The sequence below is a fragment of the Blastococcus sp. MG754426 genome, from assembly GCF_021699055.1.
Classification (GTDB): domain Bacteria; phylum Actinomycetota; class Actinomycetes; order Mycobacteriales; family Geodermatophilaceae; genus Blastococcus.
This window is the reverse complement of sequence record NZ_SSXC01000002.1, coordinates 18,010-39,610: the sequence shown is the minus strand read 5'-3', so window position 1 is coordinate 39,610 and position 21,601 is coordinate 18,010. Positions and strand designations below refer to the sequence as shown.

Annotated in this window: 21 protein-coding genes, 1 tRNA gene and 1 pseudogene; 11 read left to right on the top strand and 12 right to left on the bottom strand. The window is 72.4% G+C overall.

Features of this window, described 5'->3' with window-relative positions; genetic code table 11:
- Positions 1 to 30: 30 nt before the first annotated feature.
- Together E9549_RS01670 and E9549_RS01665 are read right to left on the bottom strand one after the other, a co-directional pair.
- On the bottom strand, positions 31 to 840 hold the full coding sequence (locus E9549_RS01670) for a zinc finger domain-containing protein (protein WP_236824837.1): 810 nt from the start codon (positions 838 to 840) through the stop codon (positions 31 to 33).
- 49 nt (positions 841 to 889) lie between these two features.
- Positions 890 to 1,210: a GNAT family N-acetyltransferase gene (locus E9549_RS01665; protein WP_236824836.1), complete on the bottom strand. Its 321-nt coding sequence runs from the start codon at positions 1,208 to 1,210 to the stop codon at positions 890 to 892.
- 182 nt (positions 1,211 to 1,392) lie between these two features.
- Between E9549_RS01665 and E9549_RS01660 the strand changes: the two genes are divergently transcribed.
- A tRNA-Arg gene (locus E9549_RS01660) sits at positions 1,393 to 1,465 on the top strand.
- Positions 1,466 to 1,492: 27 nt separating this feature from the next.
- Here the strand turns inward: E9549_RS01660 and E9549_RS01655 are convergent.
- From E9549_RS01655 to mobF, 3 genes and pseudogenes are all read right to left on the bottom strand, one after another.
- Entirely contained in the window at positions 1,493 to 2,599 is a 1,107-nt protein-coding gene (locus E9549_RS01655; RefSeq protein WP_236824835.1) for a site-specific integrase, read from the bottom strand.
- 123 nt (positions 2,600 to 2,722) lie between these two features.
- Positions 2,723 to 2,947, bottom strand: a complete 225-nt coding sequence (locus E9549_RS01650) for an AlpA family transcriptional regulator (protein ID WP_236824834.1) — start codon at positions 2,945 to 2,947, stop codon at positions 2,723 to 2,725.
- 258 nt (positions 2,948 to 3,205) lie between these two features.
- Positions 3,206 to 5,881: pseudogene (gene mobF / locus E9549_RS01645) on the bottom strand (MobF family relaxase); the annotation flags it as partial.
- 946 nt (positions 5,882 to 6,827) lie between these two features.
- Here mobF and E9549_RS01640 point away from each other — a divergent pair.
- Both E9549_RS01640 and E9549_RS01635 read left to right on the top strand, forming a co-directional pair.
- Positions 6,828 to 7,805: an AAA family ATPase gene (locus E9549_RS01640; RefSeq protein WP_236824833.1), complete on the top strand. Its 978-nt coding sequence runs from the start codon at positions 6,828 to 6,830 to the stop codon at positions 7,803 to 7,805.
- A 133-nt stretch (positions 7,806 to 7,938) separates the two neighbouring features.
- Complete coding sequence (locus E9549_RS01635; RefSeq protein WP_236824832.1) at positions 7,939 to 10,188, top strand: S8 family peptidase; 2,250 nt, start codon at positions 7,939 to 7,941, stop codon at positions 10,186 to 10,188.
- A gap of 235 nt (positions 10,189 to 10,423) precedes the next feature.
- On the opposite strand, the gene istB is transcribed toward E9549_RS01635, so the two are convergent.
- Positions 10,424 to 11,200: an IS21-like element helper ATPase IstB gene (gene istB / locus E9549_RS01630; RefSeq protein WP_236824831.1), complete on the bottom strand. Its 777-nt coding sequence runs from the start codon at positions 11,198 to 11,200 to the stop codon at positions 10,424 to 10,426.
- On the bottom strand, positions 11,197 to 12,438 hold the full coding sequence (istA, locus tag E9549_RS01625; protein ID WP_236824830.1) for an IS21 family transposase: 1,242 nt from the start codon (positions 12,436 to 12,438) through the stop codon (positions 11,197 to 11,199). The genes istB and istA overlap by 4 nt, the downstream gene beginning before the upstream one ends.
- A gap of 767 nt (positions 12,439 to 13,205) precedes the next feature.
- Here istA and E9549_RS01620 point away from each other — a divergent pair.
- From E9549_RS01620 to E9549_RS01605, 4 genes are all read left to right on the top strand, one after another.
- Positions 13,206 to 13,955 (top strand): GAF and ANTAR domain-containing protein, encoded by a 750-nt coding sequence (locus tag E9549_RS01620; RefSeq protein ID WP_236824829.1) that lies wholly within the window; start codon positions 13,206 to 13,208, stop codon positions 13,953 to 13,955.
- Between the two features lie 110 nt (positions 13,956 to 14,065).
- On the top strand, positions 14,066 to 14,761 hold the full coding sequence (locus tag E9549_RS01615) for a response regulator transcription factor (protein ID WP_236824828.1): 696 nt from the start codon (positions 14,066 to 14,068) through the stop codon (positions 14,759 to 14,761).
- Positions 14,762 to 14,803: 42 nt separating this feature from the next.
- Positions 14,804 to 15,160 carry a hypothetical protein gene (locus tag E9549_RS01610; protein ID WP_236824827.1) on the top strand — a complete coding sequence of 119 codons (357 nt, stop codon included), beginning with the start codon at positions 14,804 to 14,806 and terminating at the stop codon, positions 15,158 to 15,160.
- Positions 15,161 to 15,189: 29 nt separating this feature from the next.
- Complete coding sequence (locus E9549_RS01605) at positions 15,190 to 15,636, top strand: SRPBCC family protein (protein WP_236824826.1); 447 nt, start codon at positions 15,190 to 15,192, stop codon at positions 15,634 to 15,636.
- A gap of 12 nt (positions 15,637 to 15,648) precedes the next feature.
- Here E9549_RS01605 and E9549_RS01600 read toward each other — a convergent pair whose 3' ends face one another.
- Positions 15,649 to 16,665: a potassium channel family protein gene (locus E9549_RS01600; protein ID WP_236824825.1), complete on the bottom strand. Its 1,017-nt coding sequence runs from the start codon at positions 16,663 to 16,665 to the stop codon at positions 15,649 to 15,651.
- 151 nt (positions 16,666 to 16,816) lie between these two features.
- Between E9549_RS01600 and E9549_RS01595 the strand changes: the two genes are divergently transcribed.
- The 3 genes from E9549_RS01595 to E9549_RS01585 are packed head-to-tail and all read left to right on the top strand — an operon-like array spanning position 16,817 to position 18,928.
- Complete coding sequence (locus tag E9549_RS01595; protein ID WP_236824824.1) at positions 16,817 to 17,662, top strand: NAD-dependent protein deacetylase; 846 nt, start codon at positions 16,817 to 16,819, stop codon at positions 17,660 to 17,662.
- The gene (locus tag E9549_RS01590; RefSeq protein ID WP_236824823.1) at positions 17,659 to 17,958 is read left to right on the top strand and encodes a biopolymer transporter Tol; all 300 of its coding nucleotides are present in this window, start codon (positions 17,659 to 17,661) and stop codon (positions 17,956 to 17,958) included. Before E9549_RS01595 ends, E9549_RS01590 begins: the two co-directional genes overlap by 4 nt.
- Before the next feature lie 55 nt (positions 17,959 to 18,013).
- Positions 18,014 to 18,928: an MSMEG_6728 family protein gene (locus E9549_RS01585; RefSeq protein WP_236824822.1), complete on the top strand. Its 915-nt coding sequence runs from the start codon at positions 18,014 to 18,016 to the stop codon at positions 18,926 to 18,928.
- Here E9549_RS01585 and E9549_RS01580 read toward each other — a convergent pair.
- The gene (locus tag E9549_RS01580) at positions 18,925 to 19,323 is read right to left on the bottom strand and encodes a PaaI family thioesterase (protein ID WP_236824821.1); all 399 of its coding nucleotides are present in this window, start codon (positions 19,321 to 19,323) and stop codon (positions 18,925 to 18,927) included. The genes E9549_RS01585 and E9549_RS01580 overlap by 4 nt on opposite strands.
- Entirely contained in the window at positions 19,320 to 19,679 is a 360-nt protein-coding gene (locus E9549_RS01575; RefSeq protein ID WP_236824820.1) for a VOC family protein, read from the bottom strand. Before E9549_RS01575 ends, E9549_RS01580 begins: the two co-directional genes overlap by 4 nt.
- 107 nt (positions 19,680 to 19,786) lie before the next feature.
- On the opposite strand from E9549_RS01575, the gene E9549_RS01570 reads away from it, so the two are divergent.
- Positions 19,787 to 20,485 carry a YbaK/EbsC family protein gene (locus E9549_RS01570; protein WP_236824819.1) on the top strand — a complete coding sequence of 233 codons (699 nt, stop codon included), beginning with the start codon at positions 19,787 to 19,789 and terminating at the stop codon, positions 20,483 to 20,485.
- Here E9549_RS01570 and mscL read toward each other — a convergent pair.
- Together mscL and cpaB are read right to left on the bottom strand one after the other, a co-directional pair.
- Positions 20,482 to 20,922 carry a large conductance mechanosensitive channel protein MscL gene (gene mscL / locus E9549_RS01565; RefSeq protein ID WP_236824818.1) on the bottom strand — a complete coding sequence of 147 codons (441 nt, stop codon included), beginning with the start codon at positions 20,920 to 20,922 and terminating at the stop codon, positions 20,482 to 20,484. The two genes, E9549_RS01570 and mscL, sit on opposite strands and share 4 nt — an antisense overlap.
- Before the next feature lie 5 nt (positions 20,923 to 20,927).
- Positions 20,928 to 21,587, bottom strand: coding sequence for a Flp pilus assembly protein CpaB (cpaB, locus tag E9549_RS01560; protein ID WP_236824817.1), 660 nt, complete (start codon positions 21,585 to 21,587; stop codon positions 20,928 to 20,930).
- Positions 21,588 to 21,601 lie beyond the last annotated feature (14 nt).

The window sequence follows — 21,601 nt, the reverse complement described above, 5'->3', positions numbered from 1 at the left end:
TACACGCGCCGCCGGTGCCGGCCGGTGGGTTCAGGCGGCCTGGCAGACCGGGCACCAGTAGAGGTTGCGGCCGGCCATCACCTCGGTGCGGACAGGGGTGCCGCAGACCCGGCAGGGCAGCCCGGTGCGCCGGTAGACGTAGTGGGCGTCCTCCCGGGTCACCGCCCCGCTGCGGCGGGAGCGGTCCTCGAGGCGGGTGGTCACGATGCGGCCCATGCGGACCCCGGCCCGCATGAGGGTCACCAGGTCCCGCCACATGGCTGCCCACAGGTCGGCGCCGACGGCCTTGCCGGGGCGGAACGGCGAGACGCGGTGCCGGAACAGCAGTTCGGCGCGGTAGACGTTGCCGACGCCGGCGAGCACCGACTGGTCCATCAGCAGGGCACCCACCGCCGTGCGGCTGCCCGCGATCCGCCGGTGGGCGACCGCGCCGTCGGCACGCGGCCGCAACGGGTCGGGCCCCAGCCGGCCGAGGATCCGCTCGACCTCCGGGGTCGGGAGCACCTCGCACGCGGTCGGGCCGCGCAGGTCGGCCCACACCCCGGCGCCGTCGGGCCCGTCGGCCACCCAGCGCATCCGCAGCGCCCCCTTGGCCACCGGGGGCGTGCCGGTGCCGGTGAGGAAGGTGCCGTAGAGGCCCAGGTGCACGTGCAGGTGGTCGCCGCCGAAGCGGGCGAACAGGTGCTTGCCGTAGGAGAACACCTCGTCGAGCACCCGGCCGTCCAGCAGCGCGGCGCCGGCCGCGAACCGGCCCTGCGGGCTCGTCACGTGCACCGGGCGGCCGGCGAAGGGGAGCTGGAGGTGCCGCGCCAGGCGGAACAGCGTGTGGCCTTCGGGCACCCGGGCAGCCTAGGTGGCGCCCCGGACCGCCCGCCCGGCGGACGCCGGCTCAGCGCTCGGCGGGCTCCAGGCCGAAGTGCGGCCGGTCCTCGGCCGCGACGAGGTCGACCAGCTCGGGGTGCTGCTGGATGTAGTGGCGGACGAAGGAGCAGTAGGGGAGCACGGTCAGCCCGCGCTCGCGCGCCGCGTCGAGGACGCCGGCGACCAGCGCCGTGCCGATCCCCTGCCCGCCCACGGCAGGGTCCACCTCGGTGTGCGGGAGGGTCATCTGACCGTTGTCCACGTGGTAGCTGGCCAGTCCGACGACGCGCTCGCCCTGCCGGACCTCGAAGCGCCCCCGCTCGGGGACGTCGACCACCGTGGTCTCCATCGTTGCGACCCACCTTCCTGACCCCCGGCGACGCTGCCGGGGCTCGGCTCGTTCCCCAGCACCGTAACCCGCTGGAAGCGTCCGCTCTCTCTCCCGTACCGACGAGTCGGGTGCTGCGGTGGTTCCGCGGGGCCACCGGCTAGCCTCTGGGCGTCGGTCCGGCGCGGTGGTCCAGCGCCGTGGCCCCCGTAGCTCAGGGGATAGAGCATCGGTTTCCTAAACCGTGTGTCGCAGGTTCGAATCCTGCCGGGGGCACGCACAAAAGCGCAGGTCAGCGAGCTCTCAGGGTCGATCGAAGGCGATCACCTCGGCGCCCGACCGGCCCGATGTCAGCAGAATGTCAGCACGAGCGGCGTCCAAGCGGTCGGCGAGGGCGTCCAGCTCGTCACCGAACAGGTGGCCGTAGAGGTCCAGGGTCATCGCCGCCTTGGCGTGGCCGAGCATCGATTGCACCGCCTTGACGTTGGCGCCCGAGGCGATGGCCAGGGACGCGGCGGTGTGCCGCAGCTCGTGCGGAGTCAGGCCGGGGAGGCCTGCCGCAGCCGCCGCGCGGTCGAACCAGCGACGGCGCACGTTCGAGACACGGAGCGGCGTGCCGGTCTGCGAGGAGAACAGGAGGTCGTCAGGAGCTTTACCGGAGACCTGCTGGGCCAGCTCCTCCCGCAGGAACCTCGGCACCACGACGGTCCGGTGCTGGTGCGTCTTCGGTGGGCCGAAGATCAGCTGCCCGTTGACCTCGACCACGGACTCCACGATGGCGATCCGGCCGCGTAGCGGGTCCACACGCCGCACCCGGATGGCCGCGGCCTCACCCCAGCGGAGTCCGGTGTAGCCGAGCACCAGGAGGAGCAGGCGGTGCGGTCCGGCCCCATCCGCGAGCTCGGCCAGCTGGGCGTGGGTGAGGTACCGGCGCTCGGACTTGGGCAGCCGGGGCAGGTCGACTCCGGATGCGGGGTTCCGTGCCAGCCGGCTGTCCTTGACGGCGTCCTCCAGCATCGACGTGAGGAGGTGGTAGGCCTGTCGGGTGCGAGAGGCGGACAGCCCGGCGGCCCGCATGGCCGCCACCCAGGCCACGACGTCCGATCGGCGAATCTTCGTCAGCGGCACCGCTTCCCAGGTCGGGAGCACCTGGGTGGTCAGCAGCGACCGATACGAGGCGAGCGTCTTGGGCTTGAGGTGCACGCGGCCGGCGATCCACGTATCCGCCCACTGCCCGACGGTCAGCTTCGATCTGCCTGGGTCGACCCAGACGTCGTTGCGGATGGCGGCCTTCTGCTCCTCTTCCCAGCGGTCGGCGTCCCGCTTGAGCTTGAACTTCCCGTTCGTGTGCTGCTTGCCGGAGGCATCCCGGTAGAAGCCCACCCAGCGGTCTCCACGCTTGTACGCCATCGCTCAGCCTCTCAGCCCGATCGTCCGTCGGTGTGCCACCTGGAGGCGCATCGAGGTCCGCTCAGCTTCGCCTGCTCGGGGGCGCACCAGTAGGGCCGCGGCTCGATCCTGCTCCCCAGACACTCAAGCTGGGTCGCGAGCTGCACTCCCGTCCGGACCTCGCTGAGAGTCGATCCAGCTCCGTAGGTCGTCGGAGCGGTAGAGGACTCGGCGGCCGAGGCGGAAGCTGCGCGGCCCGGTGCCCAGGTGGCGCCAGTAGCGCAGGGTCGCGACGGGGGCGCGGAGCAGTTCGGCGGCCTCGGTGATGGTGAGCAGCTCGGGTTCGCGGTCGGCGGGGTGGTCGGACATGGCTGACTCCGGTCTGGTCGGGGCGTGCTCCGTCACCGGAAGAAGGCGCCGATTCGGAGCTGGTGATGACAGCCGACAGCCAGGTCGTGCAGAAATCCTCCAGTCGCAGCCCGTGGGTCGGGCTTCGGGGCGGACCGCCGGCCGGACTCGCCGTCATCGCCCGATGCCCAGGCCAGCACCCTTCGGGCCCATGGACGGCACGCGACGCTCGGACTCGGGACGGCGAACGCCGGGGCCCGGGCCATGCCCCCGTGCGGCCCGGTCGAGCGGCCGGCTCGGTGCGTAGCGGTCGGCCTCCCGGGCGGCGAGTGCGGCGGCGTGGCTGGGGCCGAGGTCAGCGCGGTCGCGACTGAAGGCGGCGATCCACTGCTCGCGTGCCTCGTCGACGTCGGCGGCGACGAGGTGGGCGGTGTTGGCGCTGCGGCCGCGGGTCATGCCGACGTAGGCCGCGGCGGCGCCGGTGTGATCACCGAGGACCAGATGCGCTGCGGTGACGGTGGCGCCTTGGACGCCGTACACGGTGCTGGCGTAGGCCAGCTCGACGTGGTCGGTGACGTAGGCGGCGGGCAGCTCCCGGACCACGTCGCCAGCCGAGGTGACGTCCCCGCCGGAGCTGTCCCCTTTCCCGGTGTTGGGGGTGACGAGCAGGCCGCCGCGTTCACTGACTGCAGTGACAGTCCAGGTGTCGCGGTTGGCGACGTCCAGGCCGCGGTCGTTGCAGCGGGTGGCGATCCGATCGCCGGCGCCGATCCGCTGCCCGGTCCGGGTGGTCACGACGGCGGTGTCGTCGACCCGGCCGACGGCGGCAAGCCGGTCCCGGACCGCAGAGTTGAGCGCAGCGACCTGCTCGCGGGTGTCGGCCACCAGCGCGACATCGGCTGTGGGTCTGTCGGCGGCGATCTCGGCGACTGCGGTCTGCAGGGCTTCGGTGTCGCGGTGCAGCTGTATCCGGCCGCGGGCGAGGAGGGCGTCGAACACCGCGCCCGGATCGTCACCTCGGCGCATCGCCAGGGTCAGCTCGGCGTACTCCCGATCCGGCACCGTGCGGCCGGTGTCGTCGCAGCGCGTGAACCGGTGCACCGACTCCAGCTGCAGACACGAGCCGGGGTCGACCCGTTCGGCGGCGCCGGCGGCGAGGTCCAGCACACCACCCCGCCCCACAGCGGCGAGCTGATGCCGGTCCCCGAGCAGCGCCACGCGCGCTTGACACTCGTCGGCGATCGCCAGCAGGGCACGGGCGGTGTCCTGGTCGAGCATCCCGGCCTCGTCGATGACGAGCAGATCGCCCGGCCGCAACCAGGCGACCGCCGGCGCGAGGTACTCGCGACCGGTGCGCGGGTCGAGCTGTCCGTCGCCGAGCCGGGACCAGTCCCCCGAAGCGGTCCATCGCCACCCGTAGGCGTGGGCCAGCCATGCCGCCGTCCCAGTGGCCGCGCCGGTCTCCGCGTTGGCGACCTTGGCCGCCTTCAGCGTCGGCGTAACCACCACCAGCCCCCGCCCCTGCAGCTCGAGCAGAGCACGGGTGACGGCCAGGGTGGTGGTCTTGCCGGCCCCGGCCGCGCCCTCCACCACGATCAGCTGCCGACCGCCGGTCAGAAGCGTGACGGCCGCGGTCTGGCCGTCGTCGAGCCGGGCGCTTCTTCCAACGGAGGCCCACGTCGGCTGCAGTTCCCCCACGGGCGGTTGGCCGGCCCGTACGGCGAACCGCGCTTGCAGGTCGGTCTCGACGTCCAGCACCGGTCGGGACGTCCAGTCCCGGATGTGCTCCGGCATGCCCTCGCGGCCCAGCAGCGACACGCAGCGGCCGACTGCCCGGGCGGTCAGGTCCTCGGCCAGCTCCAGCCGCACTGCCGCGTCGGCCACAATGCCGTCGGCGGCGAGCAGTTGCTCCACCTCACCGCGGATGTCGGCGGCGTTCCACGCCGACCGGGCGGCCCCCAGGCGCGCCAGTACGCGTTGGACGGCCCCGTCCCGGTCCAGGGCCCCAACCGCCGTCAGGGCCATCGGAACCGGCGCGCTGGGGGCGCGAAAGCCCAGTCCGGCCAGCTCCGACCGCCAGCGTTCGTCGTGGTCCTCACCCGGGCGGCGGCGGACCTTGTCCGGGCGGCCGTCGGCCCACGCCCGCGCCTCCCACGCCCGCCGCAAAGCCGGGCCGGCAGATTCGCCGGGATGCGCCTGTGTCCATTGCCGTTCGTAACGGGCGATGTTCGCGGCGATCTGCGCCGCCCGCGCGCTCATCGGACCGACGTACGGAGCGAGCTGCAGTAGTTCTCCAGTGCCATCCCGGGTGTAGCCGTTCGCGGCGAACGCGGCGTTCAGCTCCGGATCGCAGGCCATCGCCGCATGCCCTACTCCGTTGATTGCGCCGAGAAAGTCGCGGACGCCGACGGTGTGTAGCCCGCGCCATTTCGCGGCCGCAAACACCCGCGCGAGCAGTTGCAGGTGCAGGTGGCGGTGGGGATCCCCGGCGCGGGAGGTGTAATGCCGCACCGTCACCGCCTCCAACAGCTCCACCGGCACCTGCACCTGCGCCCCGCGCGGGCCTACGCGGGTGGTCGCGTGCTGCGACAACCAGGCGATGATCTGCTCCCCGGCCCGGTCCTGCGCCGCGTCGTACGCGGCGGCGATGTCCGGGTGCAGCGCGGCCGCCAGCGACCAGGACTTCGGTCCGTTGACGACCAGCTCGACGAACCGCACCGCCCGGTCGTCGGTGCGCAGTCGGCCCCGCGGCTCACCGGTGGCCGGATCGACCCCGGACACCCACCCCTCGTAGCCGTCACCAGACAGCGGAGCCAACTCACGGACCCGACCAGCACCGGCGGCGTAGCGACGGGCGATCCCGGCGCCCTCGGCCAGGTAGTAGTCATCCGCCCGGCCGCGATTACCCTCGAGGTAGTGGCGGGCGCCCGCAGGCGCCCCGGTGTAGACCTTCACTCCGCCGCGCATTTTTCAACGCCGCCCAACAATGACCAGCACGCCGCCTCCAGAAATGCCGAAGGGCCCCGCAAAGCGGGGCCCTAGCTACCTCCATTGGTAGCATGCGTGCCGTTCCTCGTAAATGGTCGAGATTCGCTGCACCGCTCACGGAGCGGCCGTGAAGCGCTCTGCGGGGCGACGACTCGGTTGCGAGGCGATCGGCCCACCGGTTCCAGCGCGCTGGAGGTGTGAGCACACGTCCCAGACGTCCCCGCTCGGTGCCGGACGTTCCGCCGTGACATCAGAGCCGAGGTCGCGGGACAACGCCTGCAAGTTGTGGCCCTTGTTCGACCCGCGCTCCACGGAGGCAGTTGGGCCGCCCGGCCCCCGAGCTTCTGTCACACCCTTGCCCAACATTGGGCTCGTGAGCGCGATGTCCCATGGGCCTTCAGGTCGCCTCGGAGACCGGGGATCGCCACGAGCAGCTAGCCGTCTTCGGGGCGCGTGTCCGAAAGTTGCGACTTGCAGCCGGCACGCGTCAGCCGGACCTGGCCGAGAAGGTGGAACTCGACCGGATCGCCATCAGCAGCATCGAGCGAGAACTCTCAGGCGTGGTCGTCGTCCTACCAGCTGCCATCGTCCGCGCCCTGGGCGTCCGGCCGAGCGACCTGCGCCCCGAAGGCTGGCCATGCACCTAAGTTCCGCGTCGACTCGTTTCGGTCCGAGCGCGCTGCGCGTCCCCAACAGACGTCGGACACACCTCCAGCCAAGCTCCCCACGTCGGTCGATCGAAGTCGGCGCCGTCGAAGGGAACTGCCGAACCGAGCGTCGCGACCGCGTCACGCCTGCCACGGACGTGACACCATGACGACTCTGGCGCCTCATCTGCGCCTCCTTGCACGCCTCACCAGGCGTCGCGAGCTTCGCGCCAGAGCGACTCTTCAGTTGAAGCTACGCTGACCACATGGCGGGCAGGCACCTCAAAGAGCTGTTCCGCGCCTTCCGTATGAACGACGAGTTGGCGTTTCGTCGCGCGGCGACCGAGATCATCGAAGAGGAAGAGGGAAAGCACCACTTCGCGCTTGCCCGAGATCTGCAGCGGCTCATGGCAGGGGGAAGCTCGGCTGGTCTGGATGTCGGTTCCTATGCCGTTCTCCCCGAACCACCCAAAGACCGGGAGGGAGACTGGGCGCTAGCTGAAGTGCGGACGCCGGAACGGACACTCGACGAACTCGTAGTGAGCCCGCGAGTCACGGCCACCCTTAGGGACATCGGCACCGAAGTCCCCCTGTGGGCCGAACTCGACCAGCATGCGGTTCCGCGCCGCCAGCGCTTTCTGTTCCAAGGGCCTCCTGGATGCGGAAAGACGAGTGCCGCGGAGGCCCTAGCGCACGAGTTGCGTCGCCCCTTTGTCGTCGTCCGACTCGACGCGGTCGTGTCTTCTTATCTTGGCGAGACGGCGAGCAATCTTCGACGGGTCCTCGACTACGCCAACCAAGCACCATTCGTTCTGCTATTCGATGAGTTCGACGCCTTGGGGCGCACGCGCGACGACGCCGCCGAGCACGGCGAGATGAAGCGCGTCGTGACGGCGTTTCTTCAGATGATCGACAAGTACCGTGGGCCGAGCATTCTGATCGCAGCGACAAACCATCCAGCCCTCCTGGACGCGGCACTGTGGCGGCGCTTCGACGAAGTCATCGACTTCGGCAAGCCATCCGTCCATGAGCTGCGTCGGCTCATTCGCCTTCGGTTGCGGCCCGTCCCCCACAAGGGCGTGGACGTGGAGAGGTACGCAAGCGCACTGAAGGGCCTACCCCATGCCGCCGCCGAGAAGCTCGTATGGGACGCCCGTCGCTTCGCACTCATGTCCCAGCGCAAGGAGGTGACATCTGACGACATGGACGGAGCGCTCTCGCGTGTAACGGCCCGTCCATGGTGAAGTACTGAGCGTGGCCGAGCATCCCGAACTGCCCCCACGGCGATTGGTCGATTCCCGCCGGACACCAGTCGGGGGCACGCCTCCACCCCCTCGGAACCCTCGCCGCCACGGAGCCACTCTGGGCCAACAAGTCGTGGCGGTCCGCCAAGCACGCAGGCTCACAAGCGGCGTCGACCCCGATCTCGTGTTCAAGATTCGAGCGACACGTACACGCCTAAGCGAGGACATGCTGACGGCCCGAGGAATCAGCCCCCTCGGCGAGACCGCCGACTACACATACTTCGTCTTGACGCATGACGAAGGGGCGCAACTTACCCAAGCCCTCACGTCCTACGCTGCCCAAGGCGCTGACCGGCTAGGCGCTAAGGGGCCGGCGGCGACGCTCTTCGATCGCATCGACGCCATCGAGCCCTACGGCCCGGAGGATCGCCGAGGTCCCGGCATAGACGATGCGCTTGAGTCACCCACACACAGCGTCGTAGACGTCAGCGTTTGGCCCTCTGATGACCACGAGGAGGCTCGCCGACGTGCCGAGATCGTCACGGCGGTGGTCCAGGCGGCCCAGGGCCAGGTCATGACCTCGAGTGTCTCGCAGCGACGAACCGTCCTCCGAGTCCGGGTAGGGACAACGGGACTCGTCGACCTCCTGAACACCAGCGTGGTCGAGCGAGTGCGCACTCCGCCGATGCCCTACGTCGACCCTAGTGACTGGCGTCATGTCGAGGCCGACGACCTCACCGTCACGAACATCTCCGGCGCAGCGGTCGGCGTCCTCGACGACGCGCCCGCCACGGGCCATCCCCTACTCAAGGGCCTGATCGCCAGCGTCTCGGAAGTTGGTCCTGACGGGCACGCCTGGGAACCCCAGGGCCACCATGGGACTCAAGTTGTGGGACGAGTCCTCTTCCCTTGGTTGCACGACGAGTTGCGGGATCACACCGCTCTCACCGCGGTCGGCCAGGTGCACGTGGCCAGGGTCTTGGAGCCCGTGCCTGGCGACGGAATCGCTACACAGTTCGCTGGAGGCGATGAGGGAGAGCCCCCGTACCTAGTCATCGAGCGAGCGATACGCAGCTTGCACGAGGAACATGGAGTTAGGGTCTTCAACCTCAGTTTCGGCCTCCGGGAGCCCTTCGAGGCATCGCATGTAGGTGAGCTCACCGAGGTGCTTGATGACCTTGCCCGGGAACTCGATATCGTCATCGTCCTTCCGACAGGGAATGCGCCAGTCTACAACAATGCTGAAATGCAAGGCGGACAGCACGCCGATCGCGACTACCCGAGCTACCTCAGGGAAGCCGAGCACCGCCTCACAGAGCCTGGCCTCGCCGCCTTGGCCCTCACCGTCGGGTCTATCGCACACAGCGACGCCCCCGAGGAACGAATGCCGCCTCGCATCGCAGACAAGGCTATAGCCGAGGTCGGACACCTCTCCCCATTCAGCCGCACTGGACCCGGAGTTGGCACGAACAGGGCGCGAGTCAACAAGCCTGACCTCGTCCACGAGGGAGGCAACTGGGTACTGACGGACATGAACCAGGTAGTCCGCGAAGACCCGGGCGTTGGGGTGGTTAGCACAGCGTTGGACGCTTCCGGCCGCCTATTTAGGGCCGGCTGTGGCACCAGCTTCGCAGCCCCAGCCGTAGCGCGGTGCGCTGCCGACGTGCTGCATGCGTATCCAGAGGCCAGCGCCAATCTCGTCAGAGCGCTCCTAGGGGCCTCTGCTGTGGAACCAGCTGGAGCCGCTGCCCATCAAGACCTGATCGAACGTCGACGGCTCTATGGTGCCGGTCGACCGGACGGCATCGGGGCTACGACCAGCGGAGCATCAGCGGTCACGATGACCTTCGACGGCGATCTGGCAGTTGACACCGTCGCTATCCACCCACTTCCAATCCCCGAGCCCTTCGCGTCCGGAAAGAGCCATTCACGGCGCATACGTGTCGCACTAGCCTTCGATCCGCCCGTTCGTCGACAGCGACGCGAGTACCTCGCTGGAACCATGCAAATGGACCTATATCGGGCTATCGACATCGAAGAGTTAGCTGAGCTTGTTGCCAAGCAAGACCCCGACGATCCCACGCCGCCGATTTCGGACCGGCGGCGAGTGAAGGATCTTGGGCCTGGCGTTGACAGTGTGCGGAGCAGCACCCTGCAAGTCCGCAGTTGGGCACCGAAGCTGCTGAAGGTTGATGACGGTGACAACTACTACTTGGTCGTGACTCACCGTACGCAAACTTGGTCTCGCACCGACGATGCCGCGGTGCGACAGCGGTACGCCTTGGCAGCCACCCTGGAGGACCGAGGACGGGTCGGCCTCGATCTGTATGCCCTCGTCACTCAGCAGGTCCGGGTGCCGGCGCGCGTGCGCCTCCGCACATAGCCGCGTCAGTGCCCTGCGCCGGCCCTGGCAGCCGAAGCCGCTAAGCAAGAGCGCTGTTACGGCGACGATCAGCGACGAGCTGGACATCGTGAGCGCGGCGATCTCCGGCCGCAGGACCAGGCCAGAGGCTGGCTCGGAGACGCCCGCGGCTATCGGCGGCGCGACGGCGTTGTAGTTGTCAACGGCGGGCGAAAGCTGACCCCCTGGCGGCAGATGAAAACTGACCCCCTGGTGGTCATGCGTCGTCGGTGGCGGCCGTGGTGCGGCCGAGGTCGCGGTCTCGGAGTCGGTAGCTGTCGCCCTTGAGGGAGATGACTTCGGCGTGGTGGACCAGGCGGTCGATCATGGCGGCGGCGACGACTTCGTCGCCGAAGACCTCGCCCCAGCGGCCGAAGGGCTTGTTGCTGGTCACGATCAGGCTGGCCCGCTCGTAGCGGCTGGAGACCAGCTGGAAGAACAGGTTCGCGGCCTCGGGCTCGAAGGGCACGTAGCCGACCTCGTCGACCACCAGCAGCGGATAGCGGCCGAGCCGGCGCAGCTCGTCCTGCAGCCGGCCGGCGTGGTGGGCCTCGGCGAGGCGGGTGACCCACTCGGTTGCGGTGGCGAACAGGACTCGGTGGCCGGCCTGGCAGGCGCGGATGGCCAGGCCAGTGGCGAGGTGGGTCTTGCCGGTGCCGGGCGGGCCCAGCAGCAGCACGTTCTCCCGTTCGGTGACGAAGTCCAGGGTGCCCAGATGCGCGATCAGGTCCCGTTTGAGGCCGCGGGCGTGGTCGAAGTCGAACTCCTCCAGGCTCTTGCGGGCCGGGAACCGGGCGGCGCGGATCCGCCCCTCCCCGCCGTGGGACTCCCGTGCGGAGACCTCCCGCTGCAGGCAGGCGATGAGGAACTCCTCGTGGCTCCAGGACTGCTCGCGGGCCCGTTCGGCCAGCCGGGGCACCGCTTCGCGCAGGGTGGGCGCCTTCAGCGCCCGGGTCAGGAACGCCACCTCCGCCTCGAGGTCCCGGCCGCTCATGCCACGCCTCCGTCGGTGAGTCCGAGAGCGGCGTCGTAGTCACTGAGCGGCCGGATCTCGACCTCTTCGGTCTTCGGGGCCGGCCGCAGCCGGCCGAGTCGTTCCGCGCGCAACGCCCGGGCGGCGGTCACGTGCTCCTCGGCAGAGATCGTCTGGTGAGTGGCCCAGGCTCGGGCGTGGTCGGCCACCGACCGGCCCTCGCAGAGCACCCGCACCCGGTCCAGATCGGCGATGACCTCGACCCGGCGGCCGATCACGCCCGGATGCACCGAGTAGTCGTTGCCGTCCAGCCGCACGTAATGGTCCCGAGCCAGGCGGGTGCTGGCCCGCCAGCCGGTGGCCGGTGCGACCGGCGGCAGCGGCAGCATCCGCTCCAGGTCAGCGGCGATCCGGTCGGTCGGCGCGCAGCCCAGCGCCCGGCGGGGACGGGTGTTCACCAGCGCCAGCCAGGCCGCCAGCTGAGCGTTGAAGTCCTCCGGCCCAGTGAAGCTCCGGCCGGGCAGGAACGAGCGCTCCAGATAGTCGTGCAGCCGCTCGACCAGGCCTTTGGCCTCGGGATCGGCCGGCCGGCAGATCAGCACCTTGGTGGCCAGGGTGCCGCGGAAGCCCTGGCAGACGGTGGTGAGCTCGCTGCGCCCGCCGCGCCAGCGGCCGACCGCGCCCTCGCCGTCCCAGACCAGCACCCGCGGCACCGCGCCGAGCGTGGCGAGCAGCTGCCACCAGCCGGCGAACAAGTCCTCCGCGGTGCGCGAGGGGATCAGCACTCCGGCCGCCCACCGGGAGTAGCCGCAGACCATGGTCAGCACCGGCAGCTGCTTCGCCGTTCGGGTCTGGCCGTGGTCGACCGGCAGCGTGATGGGTGGGAACCACAGGTCGAACTGGGCGATCTCGCCGGCCGCATATGCCGTCCTGGATGCCGGGTCGGGCGGCAGATAGACCGGGCGCAGCTCGGCCACCCGATCCCGCAGCACCCGCACCGACCGGTCCCAGCCGATCCGCTCGGCGATCACCGTGGCCGGCATCGTCGGAAACGCCTGCAGCAGCTCCCGGATCCGCGGCTCGACTTCATCGACCACCGACCCCCGCGGCGGGCGCTCATAGCGGGGCGGGCCGGCGCTGCGCAGCGCGGCTCGCACCGTGTTCTTCGAGACGCCCATGACTCGCGCGATCACCTTGATCGGCATCTGCTCCGCCCGATGAAGCCGGCGGATCTCCGCCCAGTCCTCCACTGAAAGCACCCGCTCCCTCCCCGGCTCAAGTCGAGCCAGGGTCTCGGAGGGGGTCAGTTTTCGGTTGCCGCCAGGGGGTCAGTTTTCAGCCGCCGTCGACAGTAGTACCCAAAGCGATGGACTCATCGCACCCCTGACGTCCACCCACAGCTTCGGGCCGCTTCCCCCAACCGGCGCTACCCGGATGCAGCGGCTCGGGGGAAGGGTGGGCCGCAGGCTCATCCCGCAGGGACGCGTAGCGCCCTTCCGGCGAGCCGCTGCATCCGGCAGCCTCGGCGGGCTGGGAGCGGTCCGACGAGAGGTATCGCGTTAGCCCGGCCGGGCCCGCAGTCAGCTCCCCCTGCCCCAGGTACTGGGACTGGGACTGTCGATCTTCGGCGCACCACTCGCCGTCGGCGGTGTTCGGGCATCGTGCAGGGACAGGGGCGATGGTGTGGCCGCGGAAGGCCCATCCGAAGGACGCGAAGCGCCCCTGCTCGCGACTCGAAGCTGTCGACGCAATCGGGCCATCGCGGGACGGGGCGTGAAGTTCGTGGGGCCGCTCTGTCAGCACCATGTCAGCACTTTGCTAGCAAAACGCCCGTCGAGCACCATGGCCTACAAGTTGCGTTCATCGACGAAAGTCCAGCTCAGCCGTCGCTTCCGGTCACCTTCTACGACAACCAACTGAGCTCGGAACACTTTCCTAAACCGTGTGTCGCAGGTTCGAATCCTGCCGGGGGCACCGCGCGTCGCCGCCCGTTCCCGCGCCCCGCGTGACGTGGCAGTCTCGGTCGATGACGACGAGCCGGGAAGAGCAGTCGCTCGGGCGCGGGCAGCCCTCGTCCCAGGGCACCGGCACGGCCGCGGGCGAGGGTGAGCTCGCCCGGCGGCTGGCCGATGCGGCACGCGACCTCCAGGAGCGGTCGGGCCCGCAGGAGGTGATGGACGAGATCGTGGCCCTGGCGGTGCGCATGGTGCCCGGCGCCGAGGAGTCGTCCATCAGCATGACGCGGAAGGCGCACGTCTACTCCGCGGCGGCCACGGGCGACCTGCCGCGGAGCTTCGACCGGCTGCAGGGGGAGACCGGCCAGGGGCCTTGCGTCGACGCCCTGCTGAGGGAGCGCACCGTCCGGGTCGACGACCTGGCCGGCGACGCGCGCTGGCCGTACCTCGCCGCTCGGGCGACCGACCTGGGCGTGCGCAGCCTGCTGTGCTTCCAGTTGTTCGTGCACGGCGACAACCTGGGCGCGCTGAACCTCATGTCGGGCCGGGGAGCAGCGTTCGGGGACGAGTCCGAGCACGTCGGCCTGCTGCTGGCCAGCCACGCCGCGGTCGCCGTGGCCGATGCGCAGGAGCTCGAGCACGTGAGCGCGGCGCTGGTCCACCGGGACGTCATCGGGCAGGCCAAGGGCATCCTCATGGAGCGGTTCAAGATCACCGCGGATCAGGCCTTCGGCCTGCTCGCCAAGGTCAGCCAGGACAGCAACCGCAAGCTCCACGCGGTGGCCGAGGAGCTCACCCGCACCGGCACCCTGCGTCCCTGACCGGTGCGCACCGGGGGCGGGATCCCGGCAGGCCGCTCAAGCACCGCGTTCACCCGGCCGATGGAGTGCAGGTCAGGTCGTCGTCACCGAACGTGAGCGGAGCAACCAGCGTGTCCATCTCCACCGGCGTCACCCGGGTCCTCGTCCTCGCCGACGCGCCCGTCCTGCGTCGCGGCCTGGTCGGCATGATCGACGAGACCGCCGGCCTGCAGGTCGTCGGTGCGCCCGGCGAGCCGCGCCGAGCCCTCGTGCTCGCCGAGTCGGCCCGCCCCGACGCGGTGGTCGTCGAGCTCGGCTCCGGCCGCAGCGCCACGCTCACCGCCGTCCGCGACCTGCGCCGCCGCTTCCCGCGCACCGCCGTCGTCGCCGTGGCCACCTCGGAGGACCCGGCCGTGGTCAACGAGGCGCTCGCCGCCGGCATCCGCGGCTACCTGCTCATGAACACCTCCGCCACGCTGCTGGGGTGGGCCGTGCTGGCCGCCCGCGCCGGCCGCACCGTCGTCGACCCGCAGATCCGCCGGGTGGAGGCCGGGACGGCTGTGCCCGTCGCCCGCGAGCTCACCCCCGCGGTGCCGCTGACCCGCCGCGAGTCCGACGTGCTCGACGAGCTGGTCCAGGGGCAGTCCAACCGGCGGATCGGCGAGAACCTGTTCATCTCCGAGGACACGGTGAAGTCGCACGTCAAGGCGATCCTGCGCAAGCTCGGCGCCCGCGACCGCGCGCACGCCGTCTCGATGGTGCTGTCGGCCCGCAACGGCTGCACCTGCGGCTCGCACGACCTGACCGCCGCCCCGGTCGAGGTCTGACGGCAGGCCGCCGCCCGGCCCGCACGGGGTTACCGTGCTGGCATGGTCGGCCTCCTGACCGCGCTGCTGCTGGTCGTGCTGCTCGCCGGGATCGTCGTCTGGTGGGTCTCGGTGCCGCAGCCGGCCGGCCGGGCGCTGCCCGCGCGCGAGCGGGCGCTGCGGGAGCGGGCGGTCGCGGCCGCCCGCTGGCACGCCGCGCACGACGAGGTCGACGGCGTGACCCGGGTGCTGCTGCGGCGCAGCTGCCCCGGTCCGGACGGGCACCCGGAGGTGCTCGAGGAGCGGGTGTTCGAGACCTTCCCGGCGGACGACCCGCTCTGGGAGGCGCGCTTCACCGAGGCCATGGCCGGTGCCCGGTTCCGCTGCTCCTACCTCAACAACGAGGAGGGGCGGGCGTAGCCGCTCGGCCGGAGGGCAGGATGGGCGGCATGGGTCAGGTCGTCGCCACCACCGAACGTGTCCTGCGCGCCCCGGCGGACGTGGTCCGCGCCGCGCTCGCCGACTACGCCGTCACCCGGCCGAAGGTGCTCCCCGAGCAGTACAGCGAGTACCGCGTGGAGGCCGGCGGCCAGGGCGCCGGCACGAAGGTGCACTGGCGCCTGCAGGCCACCTCCAAGCGGGTGCGCGAGCAGGACGTCGTCGTCACCGAGACCCCGGACGGTGCGCTCGTGGAGACCGACACGAACTCCAGCATGGTGACCACCTGGACCGTCAGCCCCGCGGACGCCGGGGTGAGCACGGTGCGGGCGCGCACGACCTGGACCGGCGCGAGCGGCATCGGCGGGTTCTTCGAGCGCACCTTCGCCCCGAAGGGGCTGGCCCGCATCCAGGACGCGCTGCTCGACCGGCTCGAGCAGCAGGTCACCGCCGGCTGAGCCCGGAGGGCGTCAGGACGGCGAGCGCTCCCCGCCCGGCCAGCGGTAACCGGCCGCCTCGATCCGCCGGCACAGCTCGTCGCGCAGCCCGGCGCACTCCGCGGTGAGCGCGGCGAGCTGCCCGGTGTCGACCCGCAGCCCGGCCCGGCCGATGGCCCCTGGATCCAGGCCCGGCGCCGGACCGGCCTCCTCGCCCCCCGTCACGGGTGCGTGCTCGACGTACTGCTGGACGGCCGAGACCACCGAGCGGCGCAGGCCGGCCGGGAGCCGGTCGGCGGGGTCGGCCGCGGCCGAGAGGGCGAGGGTGGCGTCGAGCAGCACCGCGACCGCCGGTGCGGTGCCGAGATCGGCGTCCCGCGGGCGGTAGGCGTGCAGCAGCGGGTAGGCCCGGTGCTGCTGGCCCAGCGTCGACAGCGTCGACGACAGCGACGAGAGCGGCACCACCGCCGGGACCACCGAGCCCGGGGTGGTCAGGCCGGCGGCCATGTCCGCACCCGTCTGCCCGAAGCCGGTCACCTCCGCCGCGAAGCTGCGCTTGACGACCACCGCGGAGATCACCGAGGTCAGGTAGGAGACCCCGAGGGTGATCAGCAGCATCCCGCTCAGCGCGGCGGCCATCGTGGCCAGCTGGGAGCCGGCGCCGTCGGGCTGGTAGCCGCCGTTGCCCAGGGTGGCGATGCTGTACCCGGCGAAGTAGAAGCGCTCCCAGAGCGACGCCGGTGCCCCGGTCGAGGAGCCGACGACCGCGCGGCCGTCCCCGAGGAACACCAGCGACCAGCCGAGCCAGAGCAGGCTGAACCAGGCGCCGACCGTGAGCCCGACGAGGATGACGCCCGGGCCGCCCACGGCGCGCACCGCCGCGGCGTCGGCGACGGCAGGCCTCCGGGCCAGCCGCCACACCGCGCCGGTGACCAGCCGGGTCAGCGGACCGGGTCCGCTGGCGACGGCGAGCGTCGTCCGCACCTCGTCGACGACGGCGAAGGCCACGATCGCCAGCCCGAGGGCGTCCCACCACCACCCGCCGGTCACGTGGTTCCCCGGGATCGTGCGTGCGCGCGGCGGTCGATGGTCGGCCTCCTCGGGTGCGGGCGGGCGGTCCCGGGAGAGGGTGACCGGGGAGGCCGCGGGCTACACACGGCCGCCGGCGGCGCGCGCGCCGTCCGCCAGGGACGATGGGCGGGTGACCGCAGCGCCACCCGCCGTCGACGGGCTCTCCGGGCTGACCGACCTGCTCGCCGGGGGCGGGGCGCTCGTCCTCTCGGGTGCCGGGCTGTCCACCGACTCCGGCATCCCCGACTACCGGGGCGCCACCGGATCGCTCCGCCGGCACACGCCGATGACCTACCAGACGTTCACCCGCGACCCGCGGGGCCGGCACCGCTACTGGGCTCGCAGCTTCATCGGGTGGCGGCAGATCGCCGGGGCCCGGCCCAACGCCGGGCACCGGGCGGTCGCGGCCCTGCAGCGGGCCGGCGCGGTGGCCGAGGTCATCACCCAGAACGTCGACGGGCTGCACCAGGCCGGCGGCGCGGTGGGCGTCCTGGAGCTGCACGGCGGCCTGGACCGGACCGTCTGCCTGGCCTGCGGTGACGTGGCCTCCCGGGCGGCGCTGGACCTCCGCCTGCGGGCGGCCAACCCGGGTTTCCGCCCCGAGCCGACCGACGAGGTCAACCCCGACGGCGACGTCGAGCTGCCCGAGGAGGCGCTCGACGGGTTCGTGATGGTCGACTGCCTCGCCTGCGGGGGTGGACCGCTCAAGCCCGACGTCGTCTTCTTCGGGGAGACCGTGCCCCGGGACCGGGTCGACGCCTGCTTCGCCCTGGTCGACGACGCCCGGGCGCTGCTGGTGCTCGGCTCGTCGTTGACCGTGATGAGCGGCTACCGGTTCGTCATCCACGCCGCCAAGCGGGGCATCCCGGTCGCCATCGTCAACTCCGGGGCCACCCGGGGCGACGCCAAGGCGTCGCTCAAGCTCGACGCACCGCTGGGCGTCGTCCTGCCCGAGCTCGCCCGCCGGCTGGCGTGACGCGCGAGGTCGGGCGCACCGACGACGGCCGGTGGATCGTCGTCGACGGCCGCCGCTGGCGCACCGCCGACCCCGCGCTGCCGGACGACGTCCGCGCCCGGCTGCTGCACCACCTCGGCGTGGCCCGCTCCGCCGTCCGGACCGGCCGGGGCGACGACGACGCGGTGGCCGCGGCCCGGGCCCGCGTGCAGCTGGCCAAGACGGGGCTGGGGGAGCGCGGCACCCCCTGGTGGGAGCAGGACGACGCCGCGCGGCGCGCGCGCTGGGAGGCGGCGCTGCGGGCGCTCGGGGGATGAGGCCCACCCGCGTCCGACGGTTCGCCCGCGCCGCGGCAGGGCAGGAAGCCCGGCGATGCAGACCTTCCTGCCGGTGGCGGACTTCGAGGAGAGCGCCCGGCTGCTGGACAACCCGCGCCTGGGCAAGCAGCGGGTCGAGACGCTCCAGATCCTGCGGGCCCTCGAGCTGCCCGACTACGGCTGGGCCAGCCACCCCGCCGTCCTGATGTGGAAGGGCCGGACGCCGGCCCTGGTGGCCTACGGGCTGGCGATGGCCCGGGTGTGGCGGGAGCGCGGCTTCGCCGACACCACCGAGGCCCAGATCGGGGAGTTCGCCCCCGAGGTCGTCGGCCGGTCGCAGGCGGAGCTGGCCGCGGCCGGCCTGCTGCCCTCCTGGGTGGGCGACGAGGAGCTGCACCGCTCGCACCGGTCCAACCTGGTCGCCAAGGACCCGGAGTTCTACCGCGGCCGGTTCACCGAGCTCTTCGGCCCCGAGCCCGACGACCTGCCCTACCTGTGGCCGGGGCCCGACGACGTCCCGCCCGCACCCGGGCCCGAGGGGGTGCCGGTGTGGGTGGTGCGGCCCCGGTCGCACAACGAGCTCGGCGCCTGCCTGGCTGCCGGCGTCGTGGGGCTGGGCACCCAGTCGGGCATCGACGTGGACGCGGGCGGGATGGCGCCGGCCGAGCTGCGGGCGCTGTCCCGGGAGATCTCCGGCCGCCGCCCCGCCAAGGACCTGCGGCAGCTCTCGGCCTTCCTCGACGAGGTGCGACCCGGCGACCCGGTCGCCCTCCCGGTCGAGCACGGCGCCGGGCTGCTGCTGGGCGAGGTGGCGGGGGAGTACCTGTTCCAGGGGCGGGAGCTGCTGCCGCACCGCCGGCCGGCCCGCTGGGACCGGGTGGTGCCGCGGGCGGCCGCCCGGCCACCCGCGACCCTCCAGGACCCGCGCGCGCTGTTCCGGGTGACGCTGGACCCCGCCGTCCTGGGCTAGCCCGGCAACGGCACGTTCTGCAGCCGCACCTGCCCGCGGGCGACCAGCTTGCCGTCCTCCCGGGTGAGGGCCACCTGCCACAGCTGCTGGGTACGGCCCTGCTGCACCGGCTCGGCGACGACGTCGACCCGCCCCTCGGTGACGCTGCGGAGGAAGTCGGTGCTGTTGTTCACCCCGACGGCGAACTGGCCGCGGTCGCGCACCGCCAGGCTCGCCCCGATGCTCGCCGCGGACTCGACCACCGTGCAGTAGAGCCCGCCGTGCACCACCCCCCAGGGCGTGTGCTGCTCGGGGCCGAGCTGCACGTGCCCGGCCACGCGGGTGCCGGTGGCCTCGGTGACCTCGAACCCGGTCGCGGCGACGAACGCGCTCGCCGGGCGGTCGGGCTGGGTCACGCGTCCCACACCAGGCAGAAGGGATGGCCCACCGGGTCGGCGTAGACGCGGAAGTCGCCCCCGCCGCCGGGCAGCTTCCGGGCGCCCAGCGCCAGCACCTTCGGCTCGGCCTCCTCGATGTCGGCGACCCGGATGTCGAGGTGGAACTGCTGCGGTCGGTCGGGGTCCGGCCAGTCCGGTGGCTGGAGATCCGGCGCCTGCTGAAAGGCCAGCCGGTAGCCGGCGCCGGTGACGACGACCCAGTCGTCGCCGGGCCCGCCCCGGCTGATCTCCATGCCGAGCAGGTCGGCGTAGAAACCGGCGAGGGCGTGCGCGTCGGGTGCGTCGAGCACGACGGAGTGGAGTTGACCGATCATGGCGCCATCCTGACGCGGTCCCCGGCCGGCCGACAGCCGGCTCACGGCCCCCGGTCGCGCGGATCCCGCCAGCAGGGCCGGTGGCCGCATACCGGAGGATCGGGGGCATGCCCGACCCCGCCGCGCCCGTCCTCGGTTCGCTGATCTGGTCGCCCGCCGCCGAGCGGCCCGAGCTGCTGGCCCCGCCGGTCGCCGCCGCGCTGCCGGTGCTGGCCGGCCCGGTGTGGGTCGCGGAGATCGCCGACGACCTCGCCGACACCGCCGCCTTCACCGAGGCCTACGGGGTGCCGCTGGCCGCGTCGGCCAACTGCGTCGTCGTCGCGGCCCGCCGGGGAGGGGAGACGACGCTGGCCGCCTGCCTGGTCCTCGCCACCACCCGGGCCGACGTCAACGGGCTGGTGCGGCGGCACCTGGGGGCCCGCAAGGCGTCGTTCGCCCCGCAGGACGTCGCCGTCGCCGGGAGCGGCATGGCCTACGGCGGCATCACCCCGGTCGGGCTGCCCGCCGCCTGGCCGGTGCTCGTCGACGCCGCCGTCGCCGATGCCGAGGTGGTCGTCATCGGCTCGGGCACCCGCGGCAGCAAGCTGGCCGTGCCCGGCGCGGTGCTGGCCGCGCTGCCCGCCGCGCAGGTGCTGGAGGGGCTGGGCCAGCCGCTGCCCGCCGAGGCGCCGCCGCCCGCGCAGCCGCTGCGGCTGGACCGGGCGCCGGACGACTCCGACGTCGGCTGGGGGGAGCGGCCCGCCGAGGGCTCCGACGACGACCGGCGCTACCACGAGGACCGGCCGCCGCACTGGGGCAGCGACTAACGGCCCTCGTGCAGGGTCCCGCCGCGAGCTTGTGAGTGGTGGGGGGCACGAGGGTCCTGCTGCTGCTGCGCGCGGAGCAGGTCGCGGATCTCGACCAGCAGCTCGACCTGCGTGGGTGCCACCGGGCCGGGCTCCTCGCCCGTCGCGCGCCGTTCCAGCAGCCTCTTCATCGGGGTGACGACCACGAAGTAGACGACGGCCGCGGTCAGCACGAAGGTGATCACCTGGTTGACGAAGCTGCCCCAGGTGAACACCTGGCCGTCCACGGTGACGGTGCCCCCGTCCACCCCACCGCCGCCGACCAGGCCGATCAGCGGCTCGAGGAACGACTCGGTGAACGAGTTCACCACCGCGGTGAACGCGGCGCCGACGACGACGGCGACCGCGAGGTCGACGACGTTGCCGCGGAGCAGGAAGTCCTTGAATCCCTTGAGCATGGGGTTCATCCAACTCGCTCGCCCGGGCCTCCGGCGGGGGCCGCGCCGGGTCGTGGCGGCGGCAGGCTGACCGTCAGCGTGGCGCTGGCCGCTGCGGCGGCGAGCCGGGCCGCGGTGTCCCCGTCGACGGCGAGGACCAGCAGACCGGCGCCGTCGTCCCCGGCCGGGGCGGCCAGCACCAGCGCGCCGGCCGCCACCCGTTCGGCCGGCCCCGCGTCCGGGCCGGCCGCCAGCACGTCGACCCGGTCGCCGGCGCGCAGCAGCGCCGCGACCGCGAGATCGGCCAGCCGCACGGGAGCGGCGACCTGGCCCGCGGGCAGCAGGGCGGTCAGCCCCGCCCCGACCAGCCGCGCGTCGGTGAGCGGTTCGCCGCGGCGGACGTGCCCGGCGAGCACCCGCTCCGCCAGTTCCTCCGGGGTGGACGTCGCACCGTCGGGCACCGCCCCGGGCGGCAGCCGGACGAGCGCCAGGTGCTCGCTGCCCAGCGCGGTGCCGGCGGGCAGATCCGCGGCCGCCACGACGACCTCGGCACCGGGCGGTTCGGGGCCGCCGGTGGGGGCCGGTGCGGGACGCAGCGCCAGCCCGAGGGCGAGCGCGGCCAGCAGCGTGGCGCCCAGCCGGCGCGCGGTCAGCAGCGGGAAGCGGGGGCGGCGCGGGCGGAACACGCCTCCGACCCTGC